The sequence below is a fragment of the Amycolatopsis vastitatis genome (assembly GCF_002234595.1).
GTDB lineage: Bacteria > Actinomycetota > Actinomycetes > Mycobacteriales > Pseudonocardiaceae > Amycolatopsis > Amycolatopsis vastitatis.
In genome coordinates, this window is the sequence record NZ_NMUL01000005.1 from 60,092 (window position 1) to 82,863 (window position 22,772).

18 protein-coding genes and 2 pseudogenes are annotated in these 22,772 nt (G+C 70.6%); 8 read left to right on the forward strand and 12 right to left on the reverse strand.

The features are described 5' to 3' along the window. Positions 1–2: 2 nt before the first annotated feature. From CF165_RS03830 to CF165_RS03840, 3 genes are all read right to left on the reverse strand, one after another. The gene (locus tag CF165_RS03830; protein ID WP_093946389.1) at positions 3–1,166 is read right to left on the reverse strand and encodes a sensor domain-containing diguanylate cyclase; all 1,164 of its coding nucleotides are present in this window, start codon (positions 1,164–1,166) and stop codon (positions 3–5) included. Between the two features lie 322 nt (positions 1,167–1,488). Next, entirely contained in the window at positions 1,489–2,748 is a 1,260-nt protein-coding gene (locus CF165_RS03835) for an MFS transporter (protein WP_093946012.1), read from the reverse strand. Positions 2,749–3,062: 314 nt separating this feature from the next. Next, positions 3,063–3,359 carry a hypothetical protein gene (locus CF165_RS03840; protein WP_093946013.1) on the reverse strand — a complete coding sequence of 99 codons (297 nt, stop codon included), beginning with the start codon at positions 3,357–3,359 and terminating at the stop codon, positions 3,063–3,065. A 304-nt stretch (positions 3,360–3,663) separates the two neighbouring features. Between CF165_RS03840 and CF165_RS03845 the strand changes: the two are divergent. Then, a pseudogene (locus CF165_RS03845) lies at positions 3,664–5,542 on the forward strand (FAD/NAD(P)-binding protein). Positions 5,543–5,584: 42 nt separating this feature from the next. On the opposite strand, the gene CF165_RS03850 reads toward CF165_RS03845, so the two are convergent. From CF165_RS03850 to CF165_RS03865, 4 genes are all read right to left on the reverse strand, one after another. After that, the gene (locus CF165_RS03850; RefSeq protein WP_093946014.1) at positions 5,585–6,697 is read right to left on the reverse strand and encodes a glycosyltransferase; all 1,113 of its coding nucleotides are present in this window, start codon (positions 6,695–6,697) and stop codon (positions 5,585–5,587) included. A gap of 18 nt (positions 6,698–6,715) precedes the next feature. Continuing rightward, positions 6,716–7,354: an HNH endonuclease family protein gene (locus tag CF165_RS03855; RefSeq protein ID WP_205660757.1), complete on the reverse strand. Its 639-nt coding sequence runs from the start codon at positions 7,352–7,354 to the stop codon at positions 6,716–6,718. Positions 7,355–7,556: 202 nt separating this feature from the next. Next, on the reverse strand, positions 7,557–8,096 hold the full coding sequence (locus CF165_RS03860) for a hypothetical protein (RefSeq protein WP_093946015.1): 540 nt from the start codon (positions 8,094–8,096) through the stop codon (positions 7,557–7,559). 245 nt (positions 8,097–8,341) lie between these two features. Further along, positions 8,342–9,022: a hypothetical protein gene (locus CF165_RS03865; RefSeq protein WP_439098490.1), complete on the reverse strand. Its 681-nt coding sequence runs from the start codon at positions 9,020–9,022 to the stop codon at positions 8,342–8,344. A gap of 76 nt (positions 9,023–9,098) precedes the next feature. On the opposite strand from CF165_RS03865, the gene CF165_RS03870 reads away from it, so the two are divergent. Next, entirely contained in the window at positions 9,099–10,385 is a 1,287-nt protein-coding gene (locus CF165_RS03870; RefSeq protein ID WP_093946017.1) for an adenylosuccinate synthase, read from the forward strand. A gap of 7 nt (positions 10,386–10,392) precedes the next feature. Here the strand turns inward: CF165_RS03870 and CF165_RS03875 are convergent, their stop codons facing one another. Next, on the reverse strand, positions 10,393–10,890 hold the full coding sequence (locus tag CF165_RS03875; protein ID WP_093946018.1) for an OsmC family protein: 498 nt from the start codon (positions 10,888–10,890) through the stop codon (positions 10,393–10,395). Between the two features lie 108 nt (positions 10,891–10,998). Continuing rightward, a pseudogene (locus CF165_RS03880) lies at positions 10,999–12,688 on the reverse strand (cation:proton antiporter). A gap of 156 nt (positions 12,689–12,844) precedes the next feature. On the opposite strand from CF165_RS03880, the gene CF165_RS03885 reads away from it, so the two are divergent. Next, complete coding sequence (locus CF165_RS03885) at positions 12,845–14,122, forward strand: MFS transporter (protein ID WP_093946019.1); 1,278 nt, start codon at positions 12,845–12,847, stop codon at positions 14,120–14,122. On the opposite strand, the gene CF165_RS03890 is transcribed toward CF165_RS03885, so the two are convergent. The 3 genes from CF165_RS03890 to CF165_RS03900 all read right to left on the reverse strand — a co-directional run bounded on the left by CF165_RS03890 (position 14,049) and on the right by CF165_RS03900 (position 17,791). Continuing rightward, complete coding sequence (locus CF165_RS03890) at positions 14,049–15,590, reverse strand: amino acid permease (protein WP_093946020.1); 1,542 nt, start codon at positions 15,588–15,590, stop codon at positions 14,049–14,051. The genes CF165_RS03885 and CF165_RS03890 overlap by 74 nt on opposite strands. A 70-nt stretch (positions 15,591–15,660) precedes the next feature. After that, entirely contained in the window at positions 15,661–16,584 is a 924-nt protein-coding gene (locus CF165_RS03895; protein WP_240521441.1) for a serine hydrolase domain-containing protein, read from the reverse strand. A 55-nt stretch (positions 16,585–16,639) separates the two neighbouring features. Next, positions 16,640–17,791, reverse strand: coding sequence for a glycerophosphodiester phosphodiesterase (locus tag CF165_RS03900; protein ID WP_093946022.1), 1,152 nt, complete (start codon positions 17,789–17,791; stop codon positions 16,640–16,642). Positions 17,792–17,971: 180 nt separating this feature from the next. Between CF165_RS03900 and purD the strand changes: the two genes are divergently transcribed. From purD to CF165_RS03925, 5 genes are all read left to right on the forward strand, one after another. Then, the gene (purD, locus tag CF165_RS03905; RefSeq protein ID WP_093946023.1) at positions 17,972–19,246 is read left to right on the forward strand and encodes a phosphoribosylamine--glycine ligase; all 1,275 of its coding nucleotides are present in this window, start codon (positions 17,972–17,974) and stop codon (positions 19,244–19,246) included. A 125-nt stretch (positions 19,247–19,371) separates the two neighbouring features. Further along, a complete protein-coding gene (locus CF165_RS03910; protein WP_205660758.1) occupies positions 19,372–19,752 on the forward strand; it encodes a hypothetical protein in 381 nt (126 codons plus the stop codon). Positions 19,753–19,777: 25 nt separating this feature from the next. Next, positions 19,778–20,347 carry a DUF3558 domain-containing protein gene (locus CF165_RS03915; protein WP_093946391.1) on the forward strand — a complete coding sequence of 190 codons (570 nt, stop codon included), beginning with the start codon at positions 19,778–19,780 and terminating at the stop codon, positions 20,345–20,347. A gap of 9 nt (positions 20,348–20,356) precedes the next feature. Further along, positions 20,357–21,928, forward strand: a complete 1,572-nt coding sequence (locus CF165_RS03920) for a PPE domain-containing protein (protein WP_093946025.1) — start codon at positions 20,357–20,359, stop codon at positions 21,926–21,928. Between the two features lie 2 nt (positions 21,929–21,930). Further along, positions 21,931–22,689 carry an ESX secretion-associated protein EspG gene (locus tag CF165_RS03925; protein WP_093946026.1) on the forward strand — a complete coding sequence of 253 codons (759 nt, stop codon included), beginning with the start codon at positions 21,931–21,933 and terminating at the stop codon, positions 22,687–22,689. Positions 22,690–22,772 lie beyond the last annotated feature (83 nt).

The window sequence follows — 22,772 nt, forward strand, 5'->3', positions numbered from 1 at the left end:
AGCTAAGCCGCGGCCAAGGCCACTTCGACGGACCCCACCACCCGGTTGCGGCCGCCGTGCTTGGCCGCGTACACGGCCGCGTCGGCGGACGCCATCACTTCCTCGATCGACGCCCCGTCGAGCGGGTAGGCGGCGACGCCGATGGATGCTGTCTGGCGCTGGATGTCGACGGCGGCGCCTTCGTTGGTCTTGGTGCTGATGATCAGCTCGCTGACCCGTTGCCGGATCCGCTCCGCCGTGACGATCGCGTCCTCTTTGGACGTCGCGGGCAGCAGGGCGACGAACTCCTCGCCGCCGAACCGGCCGACCAGGTCGTGCGCCCGGGTCTCCTGCTTGACCACGGCGGCGACCGCCTTGAGCACGTCGTCCCCCGCGAGGTGCCCGTAGGTGTCGTTGATCCGCTTGAAGTGGTCGAGGTCGATCATCAGGGCGCCGAAGCTGCCGTTTTCCCGCTGGGCGCGCGAAATCTCGCGCTGCGCGCCGTCCTGCCACGTGGTGGCGTTGAGCAGCTGGGTCTTCTGGTCGGTGGTGGCGAGCTCCTCGAGCCGCTTGATCAGCACGGACCGCTGCAGCACGTACAGCGGCAGGATGACCAGCACCGACAGCAGCGGCTCGGTGGTCAGGACCATGACGAGCAGGCCGCCGACGCACAGGGTGGCCAGCTCCAGCAGGTTGTCGTCCATGTTGCCGAGGCAGCCTTCGGCGGTCGCCTTCTCCGGGGCGGCCAGGTACAGGCCGAGGCCGGTCAGCGCGGTGTTGGCGGTGAAGAACGCCGTGGCGGCCAGTGCGACGGCCACCATCCCGTGCCCGCTGAAGACGTCCGCGACGAGACCGGCGGCGAAGCCGGAAAGGATCATCGTGGTCGCGTTGGCCGCCACCCGGTGAGCTTCACCCGGACGGGTGCCAGACCAGCTACGGAACGCGAGGTAGACGTAGAGCACCGTGCCCAGGACGGCCACCAGCTGCGGCGGCACGAGCAGCCCGGCGGGCAGCAGCCAGACCGACGTCATGTTGATGTGCGGGCCGTTGCTCAGGATCCGGCGCTGGCGTTCGATGCGCCTGCTGACCTCGGTCTGGGTCACCGCCAGGGCGGTGAGCAGCGCGAACGTCCCCACGTTCGCGAGCGTGACCGGGATCGTGAGCGTGGCGGCCGCGGTCCAGGCCAGCATGACGGCGATGGCGGTGAGCGTGACGGCGACCCAGGCTCGTGGCCGGGTCCACAGTGCCCAGTCGGCAACCCCATGAACCGAGCCTTGTCCAGACCGTTCCCCCGATGTGACCATTTTTCCCCCAGACCCTTGCGCAGCTGAACGGTGACAATCTACTCACGGACAGTTTCAGATCGTTTGCGTGCTGTCCACAAGGGCTTTCGGTGTGTACTTTTTGGTTGACACCGGAACGAGAGGTGGCCAGCGATGCGCGGCAAAGATCAGTGACCGCACAGCGCACCGCAAGGTCGCGCAGGGTCGGGCCCACGCGCGGAGCATGTCAAGCATGTTCGGCGCGTGCGGCTTCTTTGTCACCGGATCGTTGAGGATCGCCGGACAGGGTGCGAGCCCACAGCGCGGCCAGCGGCAGGGTGAGCAGGATCCCGGCGACGCCGAAGATCCCCACCGTCCCGTGTGGCGTGAGCTGGTCCGCGAGCACGCCCCCGATCAGCGGGCTGACGCCCATCATCGTGGTGAGCCCGGTGTTGGACAGGCCCATCACCTGCGCGCGCTGCTCGTCGGGCACGGCCAGGGTCAGTGACGCGGTCGCCTGCAGCAGGCAGATCGTGCCGAAGCCGCCCGACACGATGAAGAGCGCGATCGACGACACCGGGCCGGGGTTCAGGAAGCACAGCACCAGCGGGACCGCGCACAGCGCCGACAGCGGGCCGATCAGCTTCGGCCGCAGCCGCGCAGGCACCCAGCGCGTGTAGGCGAAGGTCGCGATGACGCTGCCGATCGGGTCGGCCGCCAGCAGCAGGCCGATCGCCTCGGGGCCGCCGCCCGACGCCGAGACGTACGGCGCGGCGATGCCTTCGTAGACCGGCAGGAGCCCCATCAGCCAGGTGAACAGCACCAGCGCCCGCAACGGCGAACTCGCGAACGCCGTCCGGCCACCGCCGCCGAGCGTCGCGAAGAAGGACTTCCGCTGCTCGCCGGTCGCCGCGGCCGGCCGCGCGCGGACGCCGAACCGGACGAAGAGGGCCGACAGCACGAAAGTGGCGGCGTCGACGACCAGCGCGACGTGCGGGTCGAGGGCGATCAGCAGCGCGCCGCCGCCGGCGAAGCCGAGCAGCTGGGCGCTCTGCACGGTCATGCTGCGGATGCCCATCCCGACGACGAACCGGTCGCCTTCGAGCACCTGCGGCAGCAGTGCCAGCTGGGACGCCTTGAACGGCGGGTTGACCAGCGAGACCCCGCCGACCAGCACGCACATCAGCCAGAACGGGATGCCGGGCAACGCGACCAGCAGGATCAGCGCGGCCCGCAGCAGGTCGACGAGCACCATCACGCTGCGGCGGGGGAAGCGATCGGCGAAGCCGGTCAGGAAGATGCCGCCCAGCAGCGAAGGGGCGTAGGTCAGGGCGTACGTCAGGCCGGTCAGGGTCGCCGAGCTGGTCCCGGTGAACACGAGGATGGACAGCGCGACCCTGGCCAGCTGGTCACCGGCGATCGACAGCAGTTCCCCGAACCACAGCGCCCGGAACTCGGCGACTCCGAACACCTCGCGGAACGTGACCCGGTCGGGCGGTGCTGCCATGCGTTTCTCCCGAACTGTTTGTGCAGACCGTGACCCCTCTATGACCGCAGGTGACGAGACAACCAGGCAGTCATGAGTCAGTTACGGTACGTGAGTCCCCCGATCAGTGTCCCGTGACGGTTGGTAAATATCTAGGTTCTTTCGCTGGTATCCAAAGTGTCACGGAACTTTCCCGAACGGGTCAGACGATAGCCCGCAGTGTCTGATCGGTCGCTCAGGAGTCACGAATCGATCATTCCGTACCGCCTGGCCCTGGACCAGGGGCAAAAGTAGCCACCTCGCGCCGGCGAGGTGGCTACTTGGGTGTCGGAGGTTCAGCTCGGCCGGCGCGTGCGTTCGATCACCTCGATCGACGCGCGGACCTGCTCGAAAGTGGGCGGCACCGCCCGGTTGAACACGACGGTCAGGGACCGGCGCGGGATGACCACGAACTCGACGTCGACCCCGGCCGCCTCCGCGGCGGCCTCGACGACGTCCCGCCAGTGCTTCGGGTCGATCCCGTCCGGATCGGCCCATTCGTGGGCGAAGACCGCCCAGTTTCCCCTGAGCAGGGTGCCGACCACGTCCTGCGCGGTGTGGACGCGGTGCGGCGAACCGATCTCATCGGCCAAGTCTTCGCTTGCGAGGCGGCGCTGTGACATCCGCGGCTTCGCCGCGGGGCCGGGGGCTTCGCCACCCGGACCCCCGAAGGGATGCTGTGCAGGCCCGGGCGCCTCGGTGGACGAGGGACAAATCCGCTCCTTTCGCCGGTGTGCCCGGGGGATTCGGAGCCGCGAGCGGATGCGATTGGTGGCGGGTGCGAGGTTGGGCCGTCCGGACGCGGCGGCCGCCAAGCCCTCCGGCGGCGGGCCAGGGGCCAGTTCCGCAGTGTGGGAAGCGCCGTTGCCGCCGGAACCCCGGCGTAGCTTCGGTTCCGTGGCCGATCTTCCGCCGTTCACCCTCGCTGTCGTGGGCGCCGGACCCCGTGGGGTCGGCGTCCTCGAGCGGCTCGGCGCGAACGCCGCGGAGCTGCTCGGCGGCCGGCGGCTCGAGGTGCACCTGATCGACCCCTTCCCGCCAGGGCCCGGCCGGGTGTGGCGGTACGACCAGTCGCCGCTGCTGCGGATGAACTCCATGCCCGAGGACGTCACGATGTTCACCGACGACTCGGTGAAGATGGCGGGCCCGGTGCGGCCGGGCCCGTCCCTGCTGGAGTGGGCGCGGAAGGTGCGGGACGGCGGGCTCGACGCCGACGTGCCGTCCGACGTCGTCGCCGAGCTGACGGCGCTCGACCCCTTCGACTTCCCCACCCGGCGGCTGCAGAGCGCCTACCTGAGGTGGGTGTACCAGGCCGTCGTCGAGGACCTGCCTGACGGCATCGACGTCGTCGAGCACGCGGCCCGGGCGGTCGGGGTGGACGGCGGCGACGTCAGCCTGTCCGACGGTTCGACGGTGTCCGCGGACGCCGTCCTGTTCACCGTCGGGCACCTCGACGCCGAGCCGGACGAGCGGGAGCGCGAGCTGGCGTCGTTCGCCGCGCGCCACGGGCTCTCCTACTACCCGGCCGGCTACACCGCCGACGTCGACTACTCCGGCATCGAACCCGGGGAAACCGTGCTGGTCCGGGGGTTCGGGCTGGCCTTCGTCGACCTGATGCTGCTGCTGACCGAGGGCCGCGGCGGCCGGTTCGAGGAGCCGGCGTGCGGCGGTCTGCGCTACCACCCGAGCGGCGCCGAGCCGGTGCTGCACGTGGGTTCGCGGCGCGGGGTGCCCTACCACGCGAAGATCGGCTACCGGCCGCGCGGGAAACCGTTGCGGCTGCCCCGGTTCTTCGACGCCTACGCCATCGACGCGCTGGCCGGGGACGTCCTCGATTTCCGCCGCGACGTCTGGCCGCTGGTCGCGAAGGAGCTGGCCTGGGGCTACTACCACGAGCTGTTCACCGGGCACCCGGACCGGGTGTGCCTGGACTTCGCCGTGTTCGCCGACGCTTTCGCCGACCTGGACTGGGCTTCGCCGGGCATGCGGGACCTCGTCGCGCGGGCGGTGCCCGCCGAGGCCGACCGGCTCGACCTCGACCGGCTGGACCGCCCGATGGCGGGCCGCGAGTTCGGCTCGGCGGAGGAGTTCGGCAAGGAACTGCGGGAGTACGTCGAAGCCGACCTGGCGCGCCGGGCCGACCCGGAGTCCAGTGCCGACCTCGGCGCGTTCACGGCGCTGCTGTCGGTGTATTCCCAGCTGCCCGCTTTGGTCCACACGGGACGGTTGGACGCCGTCTCGCAGGTGTCCGATGTGGATGGTTGGTTCCACGGGTTCTTCTCGTACTATGCGAGCGGACCGCCGCCACGCCGCTTGGAGGAGCTGCTGGCCCTCCACGAGGCAGGCCCTGGTTTCCTTCGTGGGCGCGGAGATGCGGGTGACCGCGGAACACGGCGTCTTCGTGGCGTCCGGCACGAGCCACCCGGAGACCGTCGAGGCTCGCACGCTCATCGAAGCGCGGCTGCCGGGCCCGAGCGTAACCCGCGCGGCCGACGGCCTGCTCCGGCAGTTGCGCGATGCGGGCGAGCTGGCCGAAGAGACAGTGGTGGACCCGGTGACGGGCGCGCTCCTGCCGTCGGGCCGGATCCACACGCGCGTCTCGGACTCCCGCCTGCTCGACGGCACCGGCCGCCCCCACCCGCGCCTTTTCGCGGTGGGCCCGCACACGAGCGCCCGCTCGGCGGCGGCGTTCTCCCGGCCGCGGACGAACGCGCCGTCCTTCCGCCAGAACGACGCCGTGGCGCGGGAAATCCTGACGCTGGCCGCGATGGAGTGAATGACTCATTCCTGTCGTCCGACGACAGGAATGAGTCATTCACTACGTCTCCCGGCTCCAGGCGACCAACTCGTCGAGAACCTGTTCGGGTGACGGCATTCCGGCGATCTCGGCCGCGATACCGCGCGCGATGTCGCGGGCCGCCGGGTCGTCCAGCAGTTCGCGGGCGGCCGCCTCGATCGCGTCGATCCGGATGGCGTCGCCCACCAGGGCCTTCGCCGCGCCGAGCGCCGACAGGTTTTCCGCGTTGGCGAACTGGTCGGCGCCCTGGGGCAGGATCAGCTGCGGCAGGCCGGTGGCGAGCGTGGCGAGCACCGTCCCCGAGCCGCCGTGGTGCACCACCAGTCCCGCGTGCTTCAGCACTTCGGCCTGCGGCACGAAGCCCGCCACCCGCACCCGCTCCGGCAGCTCGCCCAGCAGTGCCGGGTCGCCGGGACCCACCGCCACCAGCACGTCCGCGTCCAGCCGGGACAGCGCGCGGATCGCCCCGCGCAGCACCTGGGTCGCGCCGAAGACCACCGTGCCCAGCGTGAGGTAGACGAAGCCGTCGTCCGGGAGGGCCGGCAGCGGGACGTCGGGATCGAACGGCGTCGGGCGCATCCGGAACACCTTCGGCACCGCCGCCGTGCCCGGGTCGCGGACGCTGTCGGGCCAGACGTCGACGCAGGTGTCGCCGAACAGGGCGTCCGCGGGCAGGGTGCCCCAGAGCGGCCGCAGCCGTTCGGTCGCGACGGCCAGGACCTCCGGCGGCATCGACCGTCCGATCACGACCGAGACGACGGGGAGGCCCGCCCGGCGGGCCGCGATTCCGGTGCCGACATCGCTCTGCTCGTAGACCACCAGATCGGGCCGAAGCCCGGGGAGCAGCGGCGTCAGGTCGTCGAGGGTCGCCTGCGGCAGCAGCTCGGCGAACATCGTGATGGCGACGTCGAAGAAGCCGGCGTCCTCGCCGTGCCGCCGCTTGGCTTCGGTTTCCGCGTCGCCGATCGAAATGCCGACGCGGTGGGCCGCGAAGCCGAGCTCACGCACCTTGGGCACGAACGCCTCGCCGGTGCCGAACACGACGTCGTGCCCGGCCGCGCGCGCCGCGTTCGCCAGCGGCAGCAGGGGAAAGAGGTGGCCGTATGCCGGGCGGCACGTGAAGAGGATCCGCACCGCCCGAGCGTACCGGCGTCAGCAGCGGTTGAGCATGTCCGTCAGGGCGGTCTTCTCGGCGGAGTTGATCGTCAGCTTGAACTTGTGCTTCACCGCGACCCACATCTTCGCGTAGGTGCACCAGTAGCTCACGAGCGGCGGCTTCCACGCGTCGGGCGACTTGTCGCCCTTCTCCTGGTTGACGTTGTCCGTCACGGCGATCAGCTGCGGGTCGGTGAGGTCGTTCGCGAACGCCTGGCGCTGCGCGGTCGTCCACGACGACGCGCCGGTGCGCCACGCGTCGGCCAGCGGCACGACGTGGTCGATGTCCACATCGGACGCCGCGGTCCAGGTCGTGCCGTCGTACGGGCTGACCCACTTGCCGGAGGTCGCGGCGCAGCTCGAGTCGGTCACCACGTTCGTGCCGTCGCGCTTCAGCACCACTTCGCGGGTGTTGCAGCTGTTGCCCTGGTCGATCCAGTGCGGGAACTTGTCCCGGCTGTAGCCGGTCTGCGAGCCGTCGGCCTTGACGGTCAGCGCCGCGAGGTCGGACTTCGCCGTGGTGGCCGACGGGATTCCCGGCGGGGTCGCGTCCGCGACGCCGGCGAAGGTGCCGGACAGCGCCGCGGTTACGGCGAGAATGGTGAACGAATGACGAACAGCACGCCTGGTTGGCATCTTGCCGCCTCCGGGTCAGAAGTGGGGACAGCTAACCCTGAGGCAGGAGAGTGGCGCGTACAACACGTATAGGTGGCAGGTTAACTCCTCGCGATGCAGTTGTCGCGAGTCGTCGCCGAATTGCCCGTCAGCAGTAGGTAGTTTCCGCGAACGAGCCGGGCCGGGTGGGCGGCCCCCACCCGGCCTGGCTCGTTCGCCCTGGTCAGCCGATCCCCAGTACCGACTCGGCTGTCGTCCAGTCGGTGAGCATGGCGTTTTGTGCGTCCGTCAGGGTGACCTGGTCCGCGCACACGGCCTTCTTCACCTTGTTTTCCACACTGTCCTTCGAAGAGGAATTCTCGTCGCCCGAGTGCGGTTCCGGCCAGAGGTTCTTCGGGTCCTTCGGCGCGCCGCCCAATTCGAGCGGGAGGAAATGGTCCTCTTCGTAGTCGGAAAGGCTCGTGTCGGAATAGCCGTAGTTCGCGATGCCCTGCACCTTCAGCTTGTTGGTGTAGGAAGTCGATGGGCGGACCGTCGCGGTCCAACCCGAAACGCAAATGGTCGAGCCGATCGTCGACTGCGTGACGTCCGGGTTGAGGGCGCCCGGCGTGCAGGACGGGTCCGGCAGTGGCAGATAGGCCTGCGAGCAGGTGGATCCGGTCGCCGCGGGCGCCGCGTCGGCGACGCCGGCGACGCTGCCGGACAAAACGGCGATCGCGGCGATCGTGGTAAAGGAACAATAAAAAGCACGAATGGTGGGCATGCGACTGCCTCCGTGTCATCGGTGGGGACCGAATAACCATCAAACACGGAAGTGGCAGTGAGGCAACACTTGTGGGTGACCCCTTGTTAACGCGAGGTGACACCCTTGCGGCAATACGCCGCGGATACCGCAGGAAACACCGTCAAACCGGGCAATCAGTCACCGAATTGCCCGGTTTTGCGATGTCTGGGGCTTACGCGCCGGACGTCAGCCCGATGTCGAACTTTCATCCGAAAGTCGGGGGCTCAAACGGCGCCGCGGACCAACCGCAGGTCTTCGGTGTGCCGGTACCAGGTCCACTTGTTCACCGCGCGCTCGTAGACGACGTCGTCGCGCACCGGCCGGGTCGGGATGCAGCCGATCTGGAACGCCCGCGAGTACAGCGTCGTCGGCCGCTTGAAGATCGTGCCCTTGACGACGCGGACGGCCAGGCCCGGGCCGCCCGGGTCGGGCGTCACCTCGATCGACGCGGCCGGCCCCCGCAGCGCCACCTGCTCGTCGGCGTAGGCGACGCCGCGGACGAGCCGGAGCTGCCCGCGCCCGACGAGCACGCCGCCGACGTCGTCGCGGATCAGCGGCACCGGGTCGACCTCGCCGCGCAGAGCGAGCGCGAGAGCACGCAGCGGCGTCTTCGGCAGCCCCCAGAGCGCGCCGACGGACGAGTCCGGCGACGACGGCACGAACCCGACCGACACGCCGGAGAGCGCGTCCTTGCGGAGCAGGCGCAGCACGACCGCGGCGAGGTCGGCGTCCGTGCCGGAGACGACCAGGTGATCGTGTTCGCCCAGCAAGGGGTCGATTTCCGCCTTGCCGGGCAGGCTCGGCACGCGGATCGACTCGACGTCGTCGACCTCCTCGAAGCCCGCCGCTCCGTCGCCACAAGCCACCACTATTCCGCGCACCCGCGGGTCCTCCGTTACGCTCATGCACCGGCATTTAGCAGCGCCACCGGTGTCCGTCCGGGACACTAAACCTCACGTCCTCGAACACCTGGAGTGTCACATGCCGGCCATCGTGCTCATCGGTGCCCAATGGGGAGACGAAGGCAAGGGCAAGGCCACCGACCTGATGGGTGACCGCGTCCAGTGGGTCGTCCGCTACCAGGGCGGCAACAACGCCGGTCACACGGTCGTCCTGCCGAACGGCGAGAACTTCGCCCTGCACCTCATCCCCTCCGGCATCCTCACCCCCGGCGTGACGAACGTCATCGGCAACGGCGTGGTGGTGGATCCCGGTGTGCTGCTGGAAGAGCTGTCCGGGCTGGAAGCGCGGGACGTCGACACGTCCAAGCTGCTGATCTCGGCCGACGCGCACCTGATCATGCCGTACCACGTGGCCATCGACAAAGTCACCGAGCGGTACCTCGGCAGCCGCAAGATCGGCACCACCGGCCGCGGCATCGGGCCGTGCTACCAGGACAAGATCGCCCGCGTCGGCGTCCGCGTGCAGGACCTGCTCGACGAGAAGATCTTCCGCCAGAAGGTCGAAGCCGCGCTGGAGTTCAAGAACCAGGTGCTGGTGAAGGTCTACAACCGCAAGGCGCTCGACGCCGACCAGGTCGCCGACGAGGTGCTGGCCGCCGGCGAGAAGTTCGCGCACCGCATCGCCGACACGCGCCTGCAGCTCAACCAGGCGCTGGAGCGCGGCGAAACCGTGCTGCTGGAAGGCTCACAGGGCACGCTGCTCGACGTCGACCACGGCACCTACCCGTTCGTGACGTCGTCGAACCCGACGTCCGGCGGCGCGAGCGCCGGCTCCGGCATCGGGCCGGGCCGCATCACGACGGTGCTCGGCATCCTCAAGGCCTACACCACGCGCGTCGGCTCCGGCCCGTTCCCGACCGAGCTGCACGACGAGTCGGGCGAGTACCTGCGCAAGCAGGGCGGCGAGTTCGGCGTCACGACGGGCCGCTCGCGGCGCACCGGCTGGTTCGACGCGGTGATCGCGCGGTACGCGGTGCGCGTCAACGGCATCACCGACTACTTCCTCACGAAGCTGGACGTGTTGTCCGGCCTGGAGAAGGTTCCGGTGTGCGTCGGCTACGAAGTCGACGGATTCCGCACGCAGGACATGCCGATGACGCAGACCGACGTGCACCACGCGATCCCGATCTACGAAGAGCACCCGGGCTGGTTCGAGGACATCTCGGCGTGCCGCACGTTCGAGGAGCTCCCGGCGAACGCCCGCGCGTACGTCGAGCGCCTGGAAGAGCTGTCGGGCGCCCGGATTTCCGCGATCGGCGTCGGCCCGGGCCGCGAGCAGACGATCGTGCGGCACCAGTTCGTCTGAGGCTCGTTCAGGTCAGCTTCGTGCTGACCGGCGTTTCGTTGCGGAACAGGTCGAGCACCGGGCAGTGCTCGTCGACCTCGCGCTTGAGGTCTTCGTAGCGCTCCCGGTCCGCCGGTCCCTCGAGCTCGACGGACACGCGGACGTCCCCGAAGCCGGGGCGGGTGTTGAGGGAGAAGCCGAAGAAGCCGTGCAGATCGAGGTCGCCGTCGACGGTGACCTTGATCGAGTCGAGCGGGATCCCGCGCTTCGCCGCCCAGAACTGGTAGGTGATCACCTGGCAGGAGCCGAGGGCGGCGAGCGCGTACTCGACGGGGTTGGCGGCGTGGTCGGCCCCGCCGAGCGACGGCGGCTCGTCGACGGTGAACTCGTGGCCCCGCACCTTGACGGCGACTTCGGTCGCGGTGCCGGGCTTCAGGACGTTGCCGACGCTGAAGGAAGCGGCGGCGTTGTGCGGGTCGGCGTCGACGGCCTTGCGGGTGCCTTCGATGACGTCGGTCAGCGACATGGGCTCTCCTGAAGATCGGGATTTGCTTCAGGGTGAGCGAATTCACGGCCGCCCGCTCGGGTTCTCACGCGGTGGGAGCGCGGGTGCTCGCGATGCGGAAGCGCTTGCTCAGCCCATGCGGTTCGTGAGAGTGGCCGACACCGACAGCTCCTCCAGATCCAGCTCCCGCAGCACCTTCCGCAGCACCTCGTCGTCGAGCCGGCCCGCGCGGTTCTCCTCGATCATCGCCTTGCGCTGGGTGATCAGCAGCTCGCGCCGGGCCTTCGCGAACTGCGCCTGCGGGCTGCCGGACTGTTCCTCGCCGGAGAGCGTGATCGCCGCCTTGGCGAACCGGTACCGCATGTCGATCAGCCGTTCCAGCCGCTCCTTGAGCGTGGTGATCCGCTCGGGCGGCAGATCCAGTGAGGCCAGCCGCTCACGGCCGATCTCGCGCAGCCGTTCGTGCGCGGCCTTCTTCGCGACTTCGCGCGCGGCGAGTTCCTCCGCTTCGTCCCGCGACGCCTCCGAAGGGTCCTCGACCTTCAGGGCCCGGATCAGCGGCGGCAGCGTCAGCCGCTGGATCAGCACCGTGCCGACGGCGACCGCGAACGCGAACAGCTGGATTTCCGCGCGGCCCGGGGTGTCCGCCGGGACACCGGCCGCGGCGGCGAGCGTGACGACGCCGCGCATGCCGGTCCACGACACGACGGCCAGGGTCCGCCACGACGGCGCGGCGCGGTCGCGGCCGAACAGCCGCACCGTCTGCGGGAGGTAGGCGGAGACGAACACCGCCGGGATCCGCACCAGCATCGTCACGCCGAGCACGGCCACCGCGACCAGCGCGAGCGTCCCGTCGTCGCGCGCCGCGTGCTGCGCGCCCTCGAGCACGAACGGCAGCTGCAGCCCCATGAGCGCGAACACCAGCGCTTCCAGCAGGACGTCGACGGACGCCCACACGGACCGGTCCTGCATGCGCGTCGCGGGAGACGCGTGGATCGAGCGGTGGCCCAGGAAGAGGCCCGCCGCGACGACGGCGAGCACGCCGGAGCCGCTGAAGCCGTCGCTGAAGGGGTGCAGGTGCTCGGCGGTGACGTACGCGGCGAAGGGGACGATGATCCCGAACGCCGACTCCATCAGCGGGTCGTCGAGCTGCCGCCGGATCAGCACGACGACCCCGCCGATCGCCAGGCCGGCCGCGATGCCCACCACGGTCGCCACGCCGAACACCGCGAACCCGTGCCCGGCCGAGCCCGCCGTGCCCGCGACGGCGGCGAGCGCGACCTTGTACAGCGTCAGCGCGGCGGCGTCGTTGACCAGGCTTTCGCCGGTCAGCACGGCCATCACCCGCCGCGGCAGGCCGAGCTTGCGCCCGATCGCCACCGCCGTCACCGCGTCCGGCGGCGCGACGACGGCGCCGAGGACGAGCGCCGACGCGAACGGCACGTCCGGCAGCAGCGGCTTCTACGGGGGTTCCGGGTGGCGGAGCCCCCGGCCCGGGGCGAAGCCCCGGATGTCACAGCAGGTGCACGACGACGGCGACGACCACCGCGGTCACGGCGACCAGCACGACGCCGAGCGCGACGATCGGGCGCAGGTTCGTCTTGAAGTGCGTCAGCGAGCTCTCGAGCGACGTCGAGTACAGCAGCGGCGGCAGCACGACGGTGAGGATCAGCTCCGGCTGCAGCTCCAGCCGCGGCACGCCGGGGATCAGCGCGACGCCGAGCGCGACGACCACCACGAGCAGCGGCGCGGACAGGTTGTAGCGCCGGGCGAAGGCCGTGAGGGCCAGCGAACCCGCGAGCACGCCCACCAACGTCAAATTTCCACTCGGGCGATCTTTCCGCAGGTCGCGCGGCCCTGCTCGGCTTCCGGCGAGTGGAAGTGCGATGGATTCCGTCGGGGGTGCTCTGCATACTCGTTCGCAATCCGCACACGTGTGCGGAAGCCGTGCACCGACGCACCACCGGAGGTTCCCATGTCCCCTGGCACCCGCTCCTGGGTCGTGCCCCTGGCCTGGACCGCCGTCCTGCTGGACGGGTTCGACCTGGTCGTCCTCGGCAGCGTGCTGCCCGTGCTGCTTCGCGGCCACGTCTGGGGCCTGACGCCCGCCACGGCCTCGGTCGTGTCGACCGTCGGGCTCGCCGGGATGATGCTGGGCGGCCTGGCGATCGGCACGGTCACCGACGTCATCGGCCGCCGGAAGTCCCTGATCATCTCCGTGGCGCTGTTCTCGCTGTGCACGTTGCTGTGCGCCTTCGCGCCGTCCACGTTCGTCTTCGGCCTGCTGCGGTTCGTCGCCGGCCTGGGCCTCGGCGGCTGCCTGCCGACGGCCATCACGCTCGTCACGGAGTACGCGCGCCACGGCAAGGCGGGCAGCGCCACGACCACGGTGATGACCGGCTACCACGTCGGCGCGGTGCTGACCGCGCTGCTGGGCATCGTGCTGATCTCGCCGCTGGGCTGGCGCGCGATGTTCGTCGCCGGCGCGGTCCCGGCCGTCGTGCTGATCCCGCTGATGCTGAAGTTCCTGCCGGAGTCCGTGACGTTCCAGCGGGTCCGCGAGACCGAGCGGTCGGCCGGGCACGCCGTCGCCGGCCTGTTCCACGGTGGTCTGCTGCGCGCGACGATCGCGTTCTGGGTGACGTCGTTCATGGGGCTGCTGCTGGTCTACGGGCTCAACACCTGGCTGCCGGAGATCATGCGGCAAGCCGGCTATCCGCTCGGCGCCGCGTTGAGCCTGCTGCTGACGCTCAACGTCGGCGGCATCGTGGGCCTGCTCGTCGCGGGGCGAGTCGCCGACCGCGTCGGCATCCGCCCGTCGGCGATCGCCTGGTTCTGCGCGGGCGCGTTGTTCCTCGCGCTGCTGAGCGTGAAGCTGACCGCCGTCGGGCTGTACGCGACGGTGTTCTTGACCGGGTGTTTCGTGTTCAGCGCGCAGGTGCTCGTGTACGCCTACATCGGCCGGATCTACCCGGACGCGATCCGCGCGACCGGTCTCGGCTGGTCCGCCGGCATCGGCCGGATCGGCGCGATCTCCGGCCCGATCCTCGGCGGCGCGCTGCTGACGGCGGGAATCGCGTACCCGTGGGGCTTCTACGCGTTCGCGGGCGTCGGCGCGCTGGGCGCGGCGGCCGTGACGGTGGTCCGTCCCGGCCGCCGCAGCCCGGCCCGCGACGACGTCAGCCCAGCTCCTTCAGTTCCTGCTCGACCGCAGCCAGTTCCGCCTCGGAACCCTGGACCTTCGGCCCCGTGAACCACTTGCGGGCCGAGAGCACCCACCACAGCCCCGCGCCGCCGAGGACGACGAGGAAGGCGATCGGCGTGTAGTTGAACGAGTTCGCCGTGACCGGTGAAACCTGCGGGAGCATGAACAGGAAGAAGATCAGCACGACCCAGATCGTCGCGACGATGCCGACCGGCTTGCCCCAGCGGCCGAGCGACCACGGCCCCGGCTCGAACGAGTCGCCGCGGCGGACCCGCAGGAACACCGGGATCACGTAAGCCACGTACAACCCCACCACGGCGATCGACGTCACCGCCGCGTAGGCCGTCGCGCTCCACAGGTACGGCAGGGCCAGGATCAGCGCGCCGCCCGCGGCGAGCCACACGGCGTTGGTCGGCGTCTGCGTGCGCTTGTTGATCTTGTGCCAGAAGCCCGAACCCGGGATGGCGCCGTCACGGGCGAACGCGTAGATCATCCGCGAGTTCGCCGTCACCGACGCCATGCCGCAGAACAGCTGGGCGCCGATGCAGATCAGCAGCAGGAACTTGCCGGTGACCGCGCCGGTGGCGTCGATGAAGATCTGCGCGGGCGGCACGCCGGTGGCGGAGTTGACCGCGCCGTCGTAGTCCTGGATCGCGAACGTCAGGCCGATCAGCAGGATCCAGCCCGCGACCAGCGAGACCACGATCGACGTCACGATGCCGCGCGGGCCGGCCTTGGCCGCGTTCTTCGTTTCCTCGGTCATGTGCGCCGAAGCGTCGTACCCGGTCAGCGTGTACTGCGCGACCAGCAGCCCGAGCGCGAAGACGTAGATCGACGAACCCCAGCCGGTCTGGTTGACGAAGCTGCCGAAGACGAACGACGCGTCCTGGTGCTTGTCCGGCACGAAGAACAGCACGCCGACGATCACCAGCACGCCGAGCACGTGCCACCACACGCTGACGTTGTTGAGGATCGCGACCAGCCGCACGCCGAAGGTGTTCAGCAGGCCGTGCAGGACCAGGATGATCACCAGCAGCAGGATCGTGTGCCCGGCCGTCGCCTCGAAGCCGAACTGCAGGTCGAGGAACGCGTTGAGGAACAGCGCCGCGCCGAAGTCGATGCCCGCGGTGACCGCGATCTGCCCGATCAGGTTGAACCAGCCGGTGAACCACGACCACGCCGGGCCGGACTTGGCCGGGGCCAGTTTCGCGGCCCAGTAGTAGAGCCCGCCGGCGGTCGGGTAGCTGGAGCAGACCTCGGCCATGCCGAGCCCGACCAGCACGACGAACACGCCGACCAGCGGCCAGCCCCAGATCATCGCGGCCGGTCCGCCGGTCTGCATGCCGAACTTGTAAAGCGTGAGGCAGCCGGAGAGGATCGAGATGATCGTGAAGGAGACGGCGAAGTTCGAGAACGCCGACATCGTCCGTTTGAGCTCTTGCGCGTACCCCAGCTGGTGCAGGCGGGCGCTGTCGTCGTCGTGGTCGGGGGTGGTCTGCTGGTCGGAAACGTCCATCGAGCACCTCTTGAAAGGTATGCGGCCAGACCATTGAATTCGCCGAAAGTAGCCTGGGTCCCCGAAGGTGTCAAGCCTCGGTGAAGAACTCGTCCAGCCGCCGCAGGAGCGGCCCGCCACCTCGGTGGTCGTTCGAGATCAGGGTGGCCGTGAGCCCGGACGACGGCTGGTGCGTGCTCCAGAACGTGACGCCGTGGTCGCCGCCGTTCAGGTGCACCACACCCGGCCGCGGCAGCCAGAAGCCGAGCCCGTAGCCCTCCGCGCGCTGCAGCCGGTCGACCCACTTCCGCGGCACGATCCGGCCGTCGAACAGGGCGGGCCAGAACTTCCGGAAGTCCGATGCGGTGCTGTAGATCCCGCCGTCGCCGTGCCCGACGACGGGCAGGCTGAACACGTTGGTGCGGCCGTCTTCCAGGTAGCCGGTGGCCGTCCCGGCGGGCAGCGCGTCCGAGCGGAGGAACGCCGTGTCGGTCATCCCGGCGGGCTCGGTGACACGCGTCCACACGAGGTCGGCGAAAGGTATGCCCGCGATCCGTTCGGCGATCAGGCCGAGAACGGCGAACGCGCCGTTGTTGTACCGGAACTCCGTGCCGGGCGGGGAGACCTGCGGATACCCGTCGAGGGCGGCGAGGTAGTCGGCCGACGTGGCGAGGAGCGGGGTGGGTGGTGGCGGTGGGTCCGCTTCCTCGTCGCAGTAGTCGCCGATGCCGGACGTGTGCGTCAGCAGGTGCTCGACCGTCACGCGCTCGTCGATCAGCGGCAGGTCGTCGCCGAGGACGTCACGCGCTCTCGTCGACAGCTCGAGGCGCCCCTCGGCGATGAGCCCGATGACGACCAGCGCGGTGAACCCCTTGGTGCCGCTGGCGATCGCGAACCGGGTGTCGATCGTGTTCTCGACGCCGTAGGCGATGTGCGCGTACCCGGACGCATGGGCGAGCAGCGTCTCGTCACCGCGGCTGACCAGCACGACACCGGAGAAGTCGTCGAACCTCATGGAGGGCACCCTCATGGGTCAAGCGTCCATGAGGGTGCCCTCCACGGCAAAGCGATTACCGGCCCAGGAACGCGTGCAGCGACTCCAGCGCGGTGTCCGGCTGGTCGGCGAAGAAGCCGTCGACGCCGGCCGCGAAGAACGCCGCCTCCTCGGTGAAGACGTCGCCGTAGGCGTCCGGCTCGGCCGACGAACGCAGGTTGGCCGGCAGGAACGGGTTCTCGTTCCGGAACGTGTACGGCTGCACCTTCAGGCCCGCCTTGTGCGCGTCCGCGACGAGCGCGGTCGGCGTACCCAGGTTGTCGTTCTTGTCCCGCGGGATGACCTGGGCTTTGTCCGGCCCGAGGTACTTCGCGTACTTCGCGACGTCACGCAGCCCCTGCGGCGTCACGAGGTCCGCATACGTCCGCTTGTCGCCCTTCGCGACGAAGTCCGCCGGGGCACCCGTCGCCGACGTCAGCTGCAGCAGCGGCGTCCGGACCTGCTGGTGCAGCGCGATCAGGTTCGACACCTCGAACGACTGGATGATCGCCGGCGCGTCCGGCCGGTCGAGGCCGTTGCGCCGGAGGATCGCGACCAGCTTCGGCTCGGTCGGGTTGCCGATGGACTGGAAGAACGTGGAGTGCTTGACCTCGGGGTAGGTGCCCAGCGTCCGGTGCAGCTCGCGGCCGAGGCGCGTGGTCAGGTCGAGGACCTCCTGGTAGGAAGCGATCCGGTAGCGGCCGTTGTACAGCGTGTTGTGCGGCCGGTTCTGCGGGATCCGCTCGACCGCGCGCAGCGTCTTCAGCTCGGCCAGCGTGAAGTCCTGGGTGAACCAGCCGGTCGTCGTGACGCCGTCGAGCACGACGGTCTTCTTCCGGTTCGCGAACTCCGGGTGCTTGGCGACGTCGGTCGTGCCGCCGATCTCCGGCTCGTGCCGGGCGACGAGCTGGCCGTCCTTCGTCGGCACGAGGTCGACGTCGACCCAGTCCACGCCCATCCGGAAGGCGAGCTCGTACGAGGCGAGGGTGTGCTCCGGCCGGTACCCGGGCGCGCCGCGGTGTCCGATGATCACCGGGTCATGGTGGCCCCGCCCGCGCGCGGCCGCATCGGCGGCACTGGTTTCGGATGCACTCGTTTCGGATGCACTGGCCGACCCGACCGCGACTCCGGTGACGCTCAGCAGTGCCAGTCCGGCGAGAGCCAGTAAGCCAACACGGTTGCGCTTCATCTGGTGACCTCTTTTCACACAGGGTGCTCACTGACTACTCGCGCCACCCTCGATGTCGCAAGCGTCCGAAGTACGTACCTGGCCGGTCGGCGCGGTAAACGGCGCGTGGACTCCTGTTCGTCCGGTTGCCGGAGGACGGCGCGATGTCCCCCGCGAACCCGGGCCGATACGCTGTGCGGCGTGCGCGTACTGGTAATCGGCTCCGGCGCCCGTGAGCATGCACTCGTCCTCGCGGCGTCCGGCGACCCCTCCGTCACCGCGCTGGCCTGCGCGCCCGGCAACGCCGGGACGGCCGCGATGGCCGAGCAGGTCGGCGTCGAGGCGTCCGACCCCGAAGCGGTCGCGGCGCTCGCGAAGAGCTGGCAGGCCGACCTGGTGGTGGTCGGGCCGGAGGTCCCGCTCGTCGCCGGCGTCGCCGACGCCGTCCGCAAGGCGGGCATCGCCTGCTTCGGCCCGTCGGCCGCGGCGGCCCGCATCGAAGGCTCGAAGGCGTTCGCGAAGGACGTCATGGCCGCGGCGAACGTGCCGACCGCGCGCAGCGAGGTGGTCGACAACCCGGCCCGCCTCGACGCCGCGCTCGCCCGCTTCGGCCCCACCTGGGTGGTCAAGGACGACGGGCTGGCCGCGGGCAAGGGCGTCGTCGTCACGACTGACTACGACGTCGCGCGCAAGCACGCGATCATGCTCCTCGACGGTGGCCACCCGGTCCTCCTGGAGTCCTATTTGGACGGTCCCGAGGCGTCGCTGTTCTGCTTCGTCGACGGCCGGACCGTCGTGCCGCTGCTGCCCGCGCAGGACTTCAAACGCGTCGGCGACGACGACGCGGGCCCGAACACCGGCGGCATGGGTGCGTACGCGCCGCTGCCGTGGGCGCCCGAGAACCTGGTCGACGAGCTGGTCGAGAAGGTCGTCCAGCCGGTCGCCGACGAAATGGTGAACCGCGGCGCGCCGTTCTCCGGCCTGCTCTACGCCGGCCTCGCGCTCACCTCCGAAGGCCCGCAGGTCATCGAGTTCAACTGCCGCTTCGGCGACCCCGAGACGCAGGTCGTGCTGGCGCTGCTGCGCACCCCGATCGCCGGGCTCATGCACGCCACCGCCACCGGCAAGCTCGCCGAGCACCCGCCGCTGGAGTGGGCGGGCGGCGCCGCGGTCACCGTCGTGATCGCCGCCGACGGCTACCCGGGCAAGCCGCGCACCGGCGACGTCATCACCGGGGCCGAGCTGGAAGGCGTGCTGCACGCCGGCACGCGCCGCCGTGACGACGGCGCCGTCGTCTCCGCCGGCGGCCGCGTGCTGTCGGTCGTCGGCACGGGCAAGACGCTCAAGTCGGCGCGCAAGCACGCCTACGAGACCGTCGAGAAGGTCCACCTCGCGGGCTCGCACCACCGCACCGACATCGCGCTGAAGGCGGCGAACGGGGAGATCGGCGCACCGACGGCGACACAACGAGCCTGAGGATTCCCGGATCGGGGGAACCGGCCGGAGCCGTTCTGCGTCCAAACTCAGGCTGCCGCCACACGCTCGTTGGTAGCCTCGACGGGAGCCGGCCGGTCACCTTCCGTACGACGTCAGGGGAGAGCATGTCAGGACCCTCGTACGACCTCAGCTCGGCGGTCCCGGTGGCGCCCGCGGCCGCGGACGTCCTGGTCCGCCCGGACAAGCTCCTCGACGTCGCCCGCATCGTCGAAGACCAGGCCAACGCCCTCGAGGACCAGCTGCTCACCCGGCTCGGCCAGCTGCGGATCGACGCGCCGTCCGCCGACGTGATCAGCACCCAGTCGATCGAGGCCTGGAACAGCCTGATCGCGGACGGCGACCGCTCCTACGCCGGCCAGGTCCGCGAGTACGTCGCCGGTCTCAAGCGGCTGGTCACGCAGCTGCGCGAAGCCGCGAAGGACTACAAGATCAGCGACGAGGAGAAGGCGGCGGTGTTCGGTGACCGCGGCAGGCACGGTGCGTAACCGGCGGTGGCGGATCACCGGGGGCGTGCTCGCGACGGCGGCGCTCGCCGGCTGTTCGGCGGGCACCGGCGGCACCCCCTACCCGGTCGAGACGGCCGCGACCGCGGCTTCGCAGAGCGCCAAGGCGGCCCAGCTGCCCCAGCGCCCGGCCGACCTGCCGCTGCAGGGCGTCGACCTGTGCGAAATCTTCCCGCAGGTGCGGCTCGACGAGCTGAAGATCACCAGCCTGCCTCGAAGTGTCACAGCTGCCACGGACGGCCCGACCTGCGTGTTCGACGCCGACGGTGCCGAGCCGGTGCACTCCTACCACGTCCGAGCGGTCCAGGCGGACCTCGACCAGTGGATCACCGGGGCCCGCAAGAAGAACAGCATGACCACCGAGCCGAAGACCATCGGCGGATACCCGGCGCTGACGAACTACCGCGCGGCCGGCGAACCCGCCGACTGCGAGACGCTCGTCGGCGTCGCGAAGGGCCAGACGCTGGCCGTCCAGACCTTCGCCATCACCCGCGGCAAGCTCACGCAGCCGCAGCTGTGCGACATGTCGGCGCACGCCGCCGACCTGGCGCTGCAGTCCCTGAAAGCACGCAACTAGGGAGGGCGCGTGGAATTCTCCGAGCTCGCGGCCGGCATCCGGAACCACCGGTTCGACGGCTGGACCAACACCGCGGTCGCCACCCAGATCACGCGGATGATCAACGGTGACGGCACCGGCAGCATCGGCACCGCCGTCGACGCGCTGAAGGCTGTAGCGACCGCGCTCGCCCACACCGACCAGACCCTGCGCGCGCAGCTGCTCAAGCTCGGCGTCGAGTGGCAGAGCCAGGCCGGGGGCGCGGCGAGCCAGGTGTTCACCGAGCAGGCCGGGTTCTCCCAGGACGCCACGACGAAGGTCGCGCACGCCGCGGAAATGGTGTTCGAGCAGGGCGAGGCGTTCAACCGGACGAAGTACAAGCTCCCGGACGCCGAAACGGTCCGGAAGGGCGCGGGCGGCTTCACCCTCACCGACGGCGTGCTGCTCAGCCTCATCGGGTTCGAGACCGACCACGCCCGGCAGGTCGAGGCCGCGAACGACGCCAAGGCGCAGGCGACGCAGGCGCTGAACGAGTACGCGCAGGAGAGCGGCACGAACCTGCTCTCGACGCAGTCGCTCGGCGACCCGGAGTCGCTCAAGCTGGCCGCCCCGGGCGTCACGCCGGGCGTACTCGACGTTGCCGGCGCCGCGGTCCAGGTGACCCCGGACGGTGGCGTGAAACCGGCTTCGGACAAGGTCCGGTCGGTGCACGTCGACCCGCCCGTGGTGCAGCCGGTGTCGCACCACGTGCACGCCGACCCGCCGACCCCCGTCTACGGCGTCGCGGCCCAGCCGCCGTCCCGGCCGGCGCAGCAGCCGCGGCAGAGCGGCCTGGTGAGCCCTCCGCCCGCCCAACACACGACGCCCAGTTCGTCGACGACGCCGTCGGGCGTGAAGCCGCCGACGTCGTCGCCCGGCCCCGGCTGGGTCAACGCTCCGGGGCGCGGCACGTCCCACGAGGGCGGCCGCTTCACCCCCGGCCCGTCCGCCGGAGGCGGTGGCGGTGGCGAACCGTTCGTCCCGCCCGGGGCGCCGGGCGCTATGCCGCCCGGTTCGTCGCCGGCGACGGCGCCGATCAAGGCACTCGGCGGCGGAGGTGCTTCCGGCGGCTCGACCGGCGTGGACAGCTCGGCGGGCCGCGGCCCGGACAACCTGCTGGCCAAGGGCCGCACGGTCGGTGCAGGCCCGCAGGCGCCCCTGCCGCCTGGGCAGTACACGGCCGAACGCGGCTTCGCGGTGAAGCCGGGCGCGACGCCGGGCGAGCTGGGCGCGGGTGCGGCGGCGGTCGGCGCGGGCGCGGCCGGTGGCGCGTTGAGCGGCGACAAGGACCGCCAGCGGCGGGAGAAGGGCCAGCCGAAGGGCCCGGTGCGGCCGCTGCCGGTCGGCGAGCTGCCCGAGGAGGAAGCCGTCGCGCTGCGGAAGTCCGAGCAGATCAGCCCGAAGCACCAGCCGGGCGAGGCGAAGTTCCTGTCCGAGGCGGCACCGCAGGACGAGGACGCCGAGCACGTCCGCCGCTACGGCGTCGACGACAAGGACCTGTTCGCCGACCAGCGGATGGTCTCGCCCGACGTGCTCGGCGACCACGGCGGGGATGTGCACTGACCGTGTCGCTCGTGCTGTCCGCCCTCGAGTTCGACGTGCTCTGGGAGTCGTTCGGACTGCCCCGGCGGCACGTCGCGTTCGACGTGCCGAGCGCGGGAGCGACCCACACGGAACGGCGTGAGCTGGTGGAGTCGGCGTGGGCGTCGCTGAGCGAGCGGCGCCTCGCCCGCAACCGCCGGGTGTCCGGCGAAGTGGCGGACATGCTGCACCTGCTGGGCCGCCCCCAGTTCGGGCTGGACGTGTGGGTGTGGGCCGAACGGGAGATCCGCGGCCGTGCGGTGAGCGTCCGCGGCCAGGCCGTCCTGGCGGTCGTCGACCACGGCGAGGTCTGGCTGATCCCGGCCACGGAGGACGGCCTGCCGGAAGCGGCGGTGTCGGTGGCGGGCGACCTCGGCCCGGGCATCGGCCAGACGGTGAGCATCCCGTACGCGGCTCTCCGTTCCGCCGACGAGGCGGCGAAGGGCGACCCGAAGGCGCTGGTCACGGCGCTGGAGGACCGCGGGGTGGCGCTGTTCCAGGCCCAGGAGCTGTCCGGGATGCTGCTGGGGCAGGAAGCCCGCGGCCAATTCGGCGCCGAACGCACTTCGCGCGACGGCGTCGTCCACCGGGCGGGCCGGGTGGTGGCGTTCTTCGACACGGACGCGGGAAGGTACCTGTTCCAGGTGGCCCCGGACCGCGACGGCCGCGAGTGGGCGACGGTGACCCCGGCGGACAACGCCCTGCTCGCGACGCGGATCCGCGAACTGATGGCGGAGGCCTGAGCCCCGCCGGGTGGAGTTCGCCGAGAGGCGTACACCCGGCCCGCGCGAAGTCATAAAGTAAGCGCGGGAACCGTCCTGGTCAC

Excerpts from the sequence above, each read along its gene's own strand:
- CF165_RS03910 (WP_205660758.1), top strand. The coding sequence starts at position 19,372 with ATGTCAGGACCCTCGTACGACCTCAGCTCGGCGGTCCCGGTGGCGCCC.
- CF165_RS03870 (WP_093946017.1), top strand. The coding sequence starts at position 9,099 with ATGCCGGCCATCGTGCTCATCGGTGCCCAATGGGGAGACGAAGGCAAG.
- CF165_RS03855 (WP_205660757.1), bottom strand. The coding sequence starts at position 7,354 with ATGCCAACCAGGCGTGCTGTTCGTCATTCGTTCACCATTCTCGCCGTA.
- CF165_RS03890 (WP_093946020.1), bottom strand. The coding sequence starts at position 15,590 with ATGGACGTTTCCGACCAGCAGACCACCCCCGACCACGACGACGACAGC.
- CF165_RS03835 (WP_093946012.1), bottom strand. The coding sequence starts at position 2,748 with ATGGCAGCACCGCCCGACCGGGTCACGTTCCGCGAGGTGTTCGGAGTC.
- CF165_RS03885 (WP_093946019.1), top strand. The coding sequence starts at position 12,845 with ATGTCCCCTGGCACCCGCTCCTGGGTCGTGCCCCTGGCCTGGACCGCC.
- CF165_RS03875 (WP_093946018.1), bottom strand. The coding sequence starts at position 10,890 with ATGTCGCTGACCGACGTCATCGAAGGCACCCGCAAGGCCGTCGACGCC.
- CF165_RS03895 (WP_240521441.1), bottom strand. The coding sequence starts at position 16,584 with ATGAGGTTCGACGACTTCTCCGGTGTCGTGCTGGTCAGCCGCGGTGAC.
- CF165_RS03860 (WP_093946015.1), bottom strand. The coding sequence starts at position 8,096 with ATGCCCACCATTCGTGCTTTTTATTGTTCCTTTACCACGATCGCCGCG.
- CF165_RS03865 (WP_439098490.1), bottom strand. The coding sequence starts at position 9,022 with ATGAGCGTAACGGAGGACCCGCGGGTGCGCGGAATAGTGGTGGCTTGT.
- CF165_RS03900 (WP_093946022.1), bottom strand. The coding sequence starts at position 17,791 with ATGAAGCGCAACCGTGTTGGCTTACTGGCTCTCGCCGGACTGGCACTG.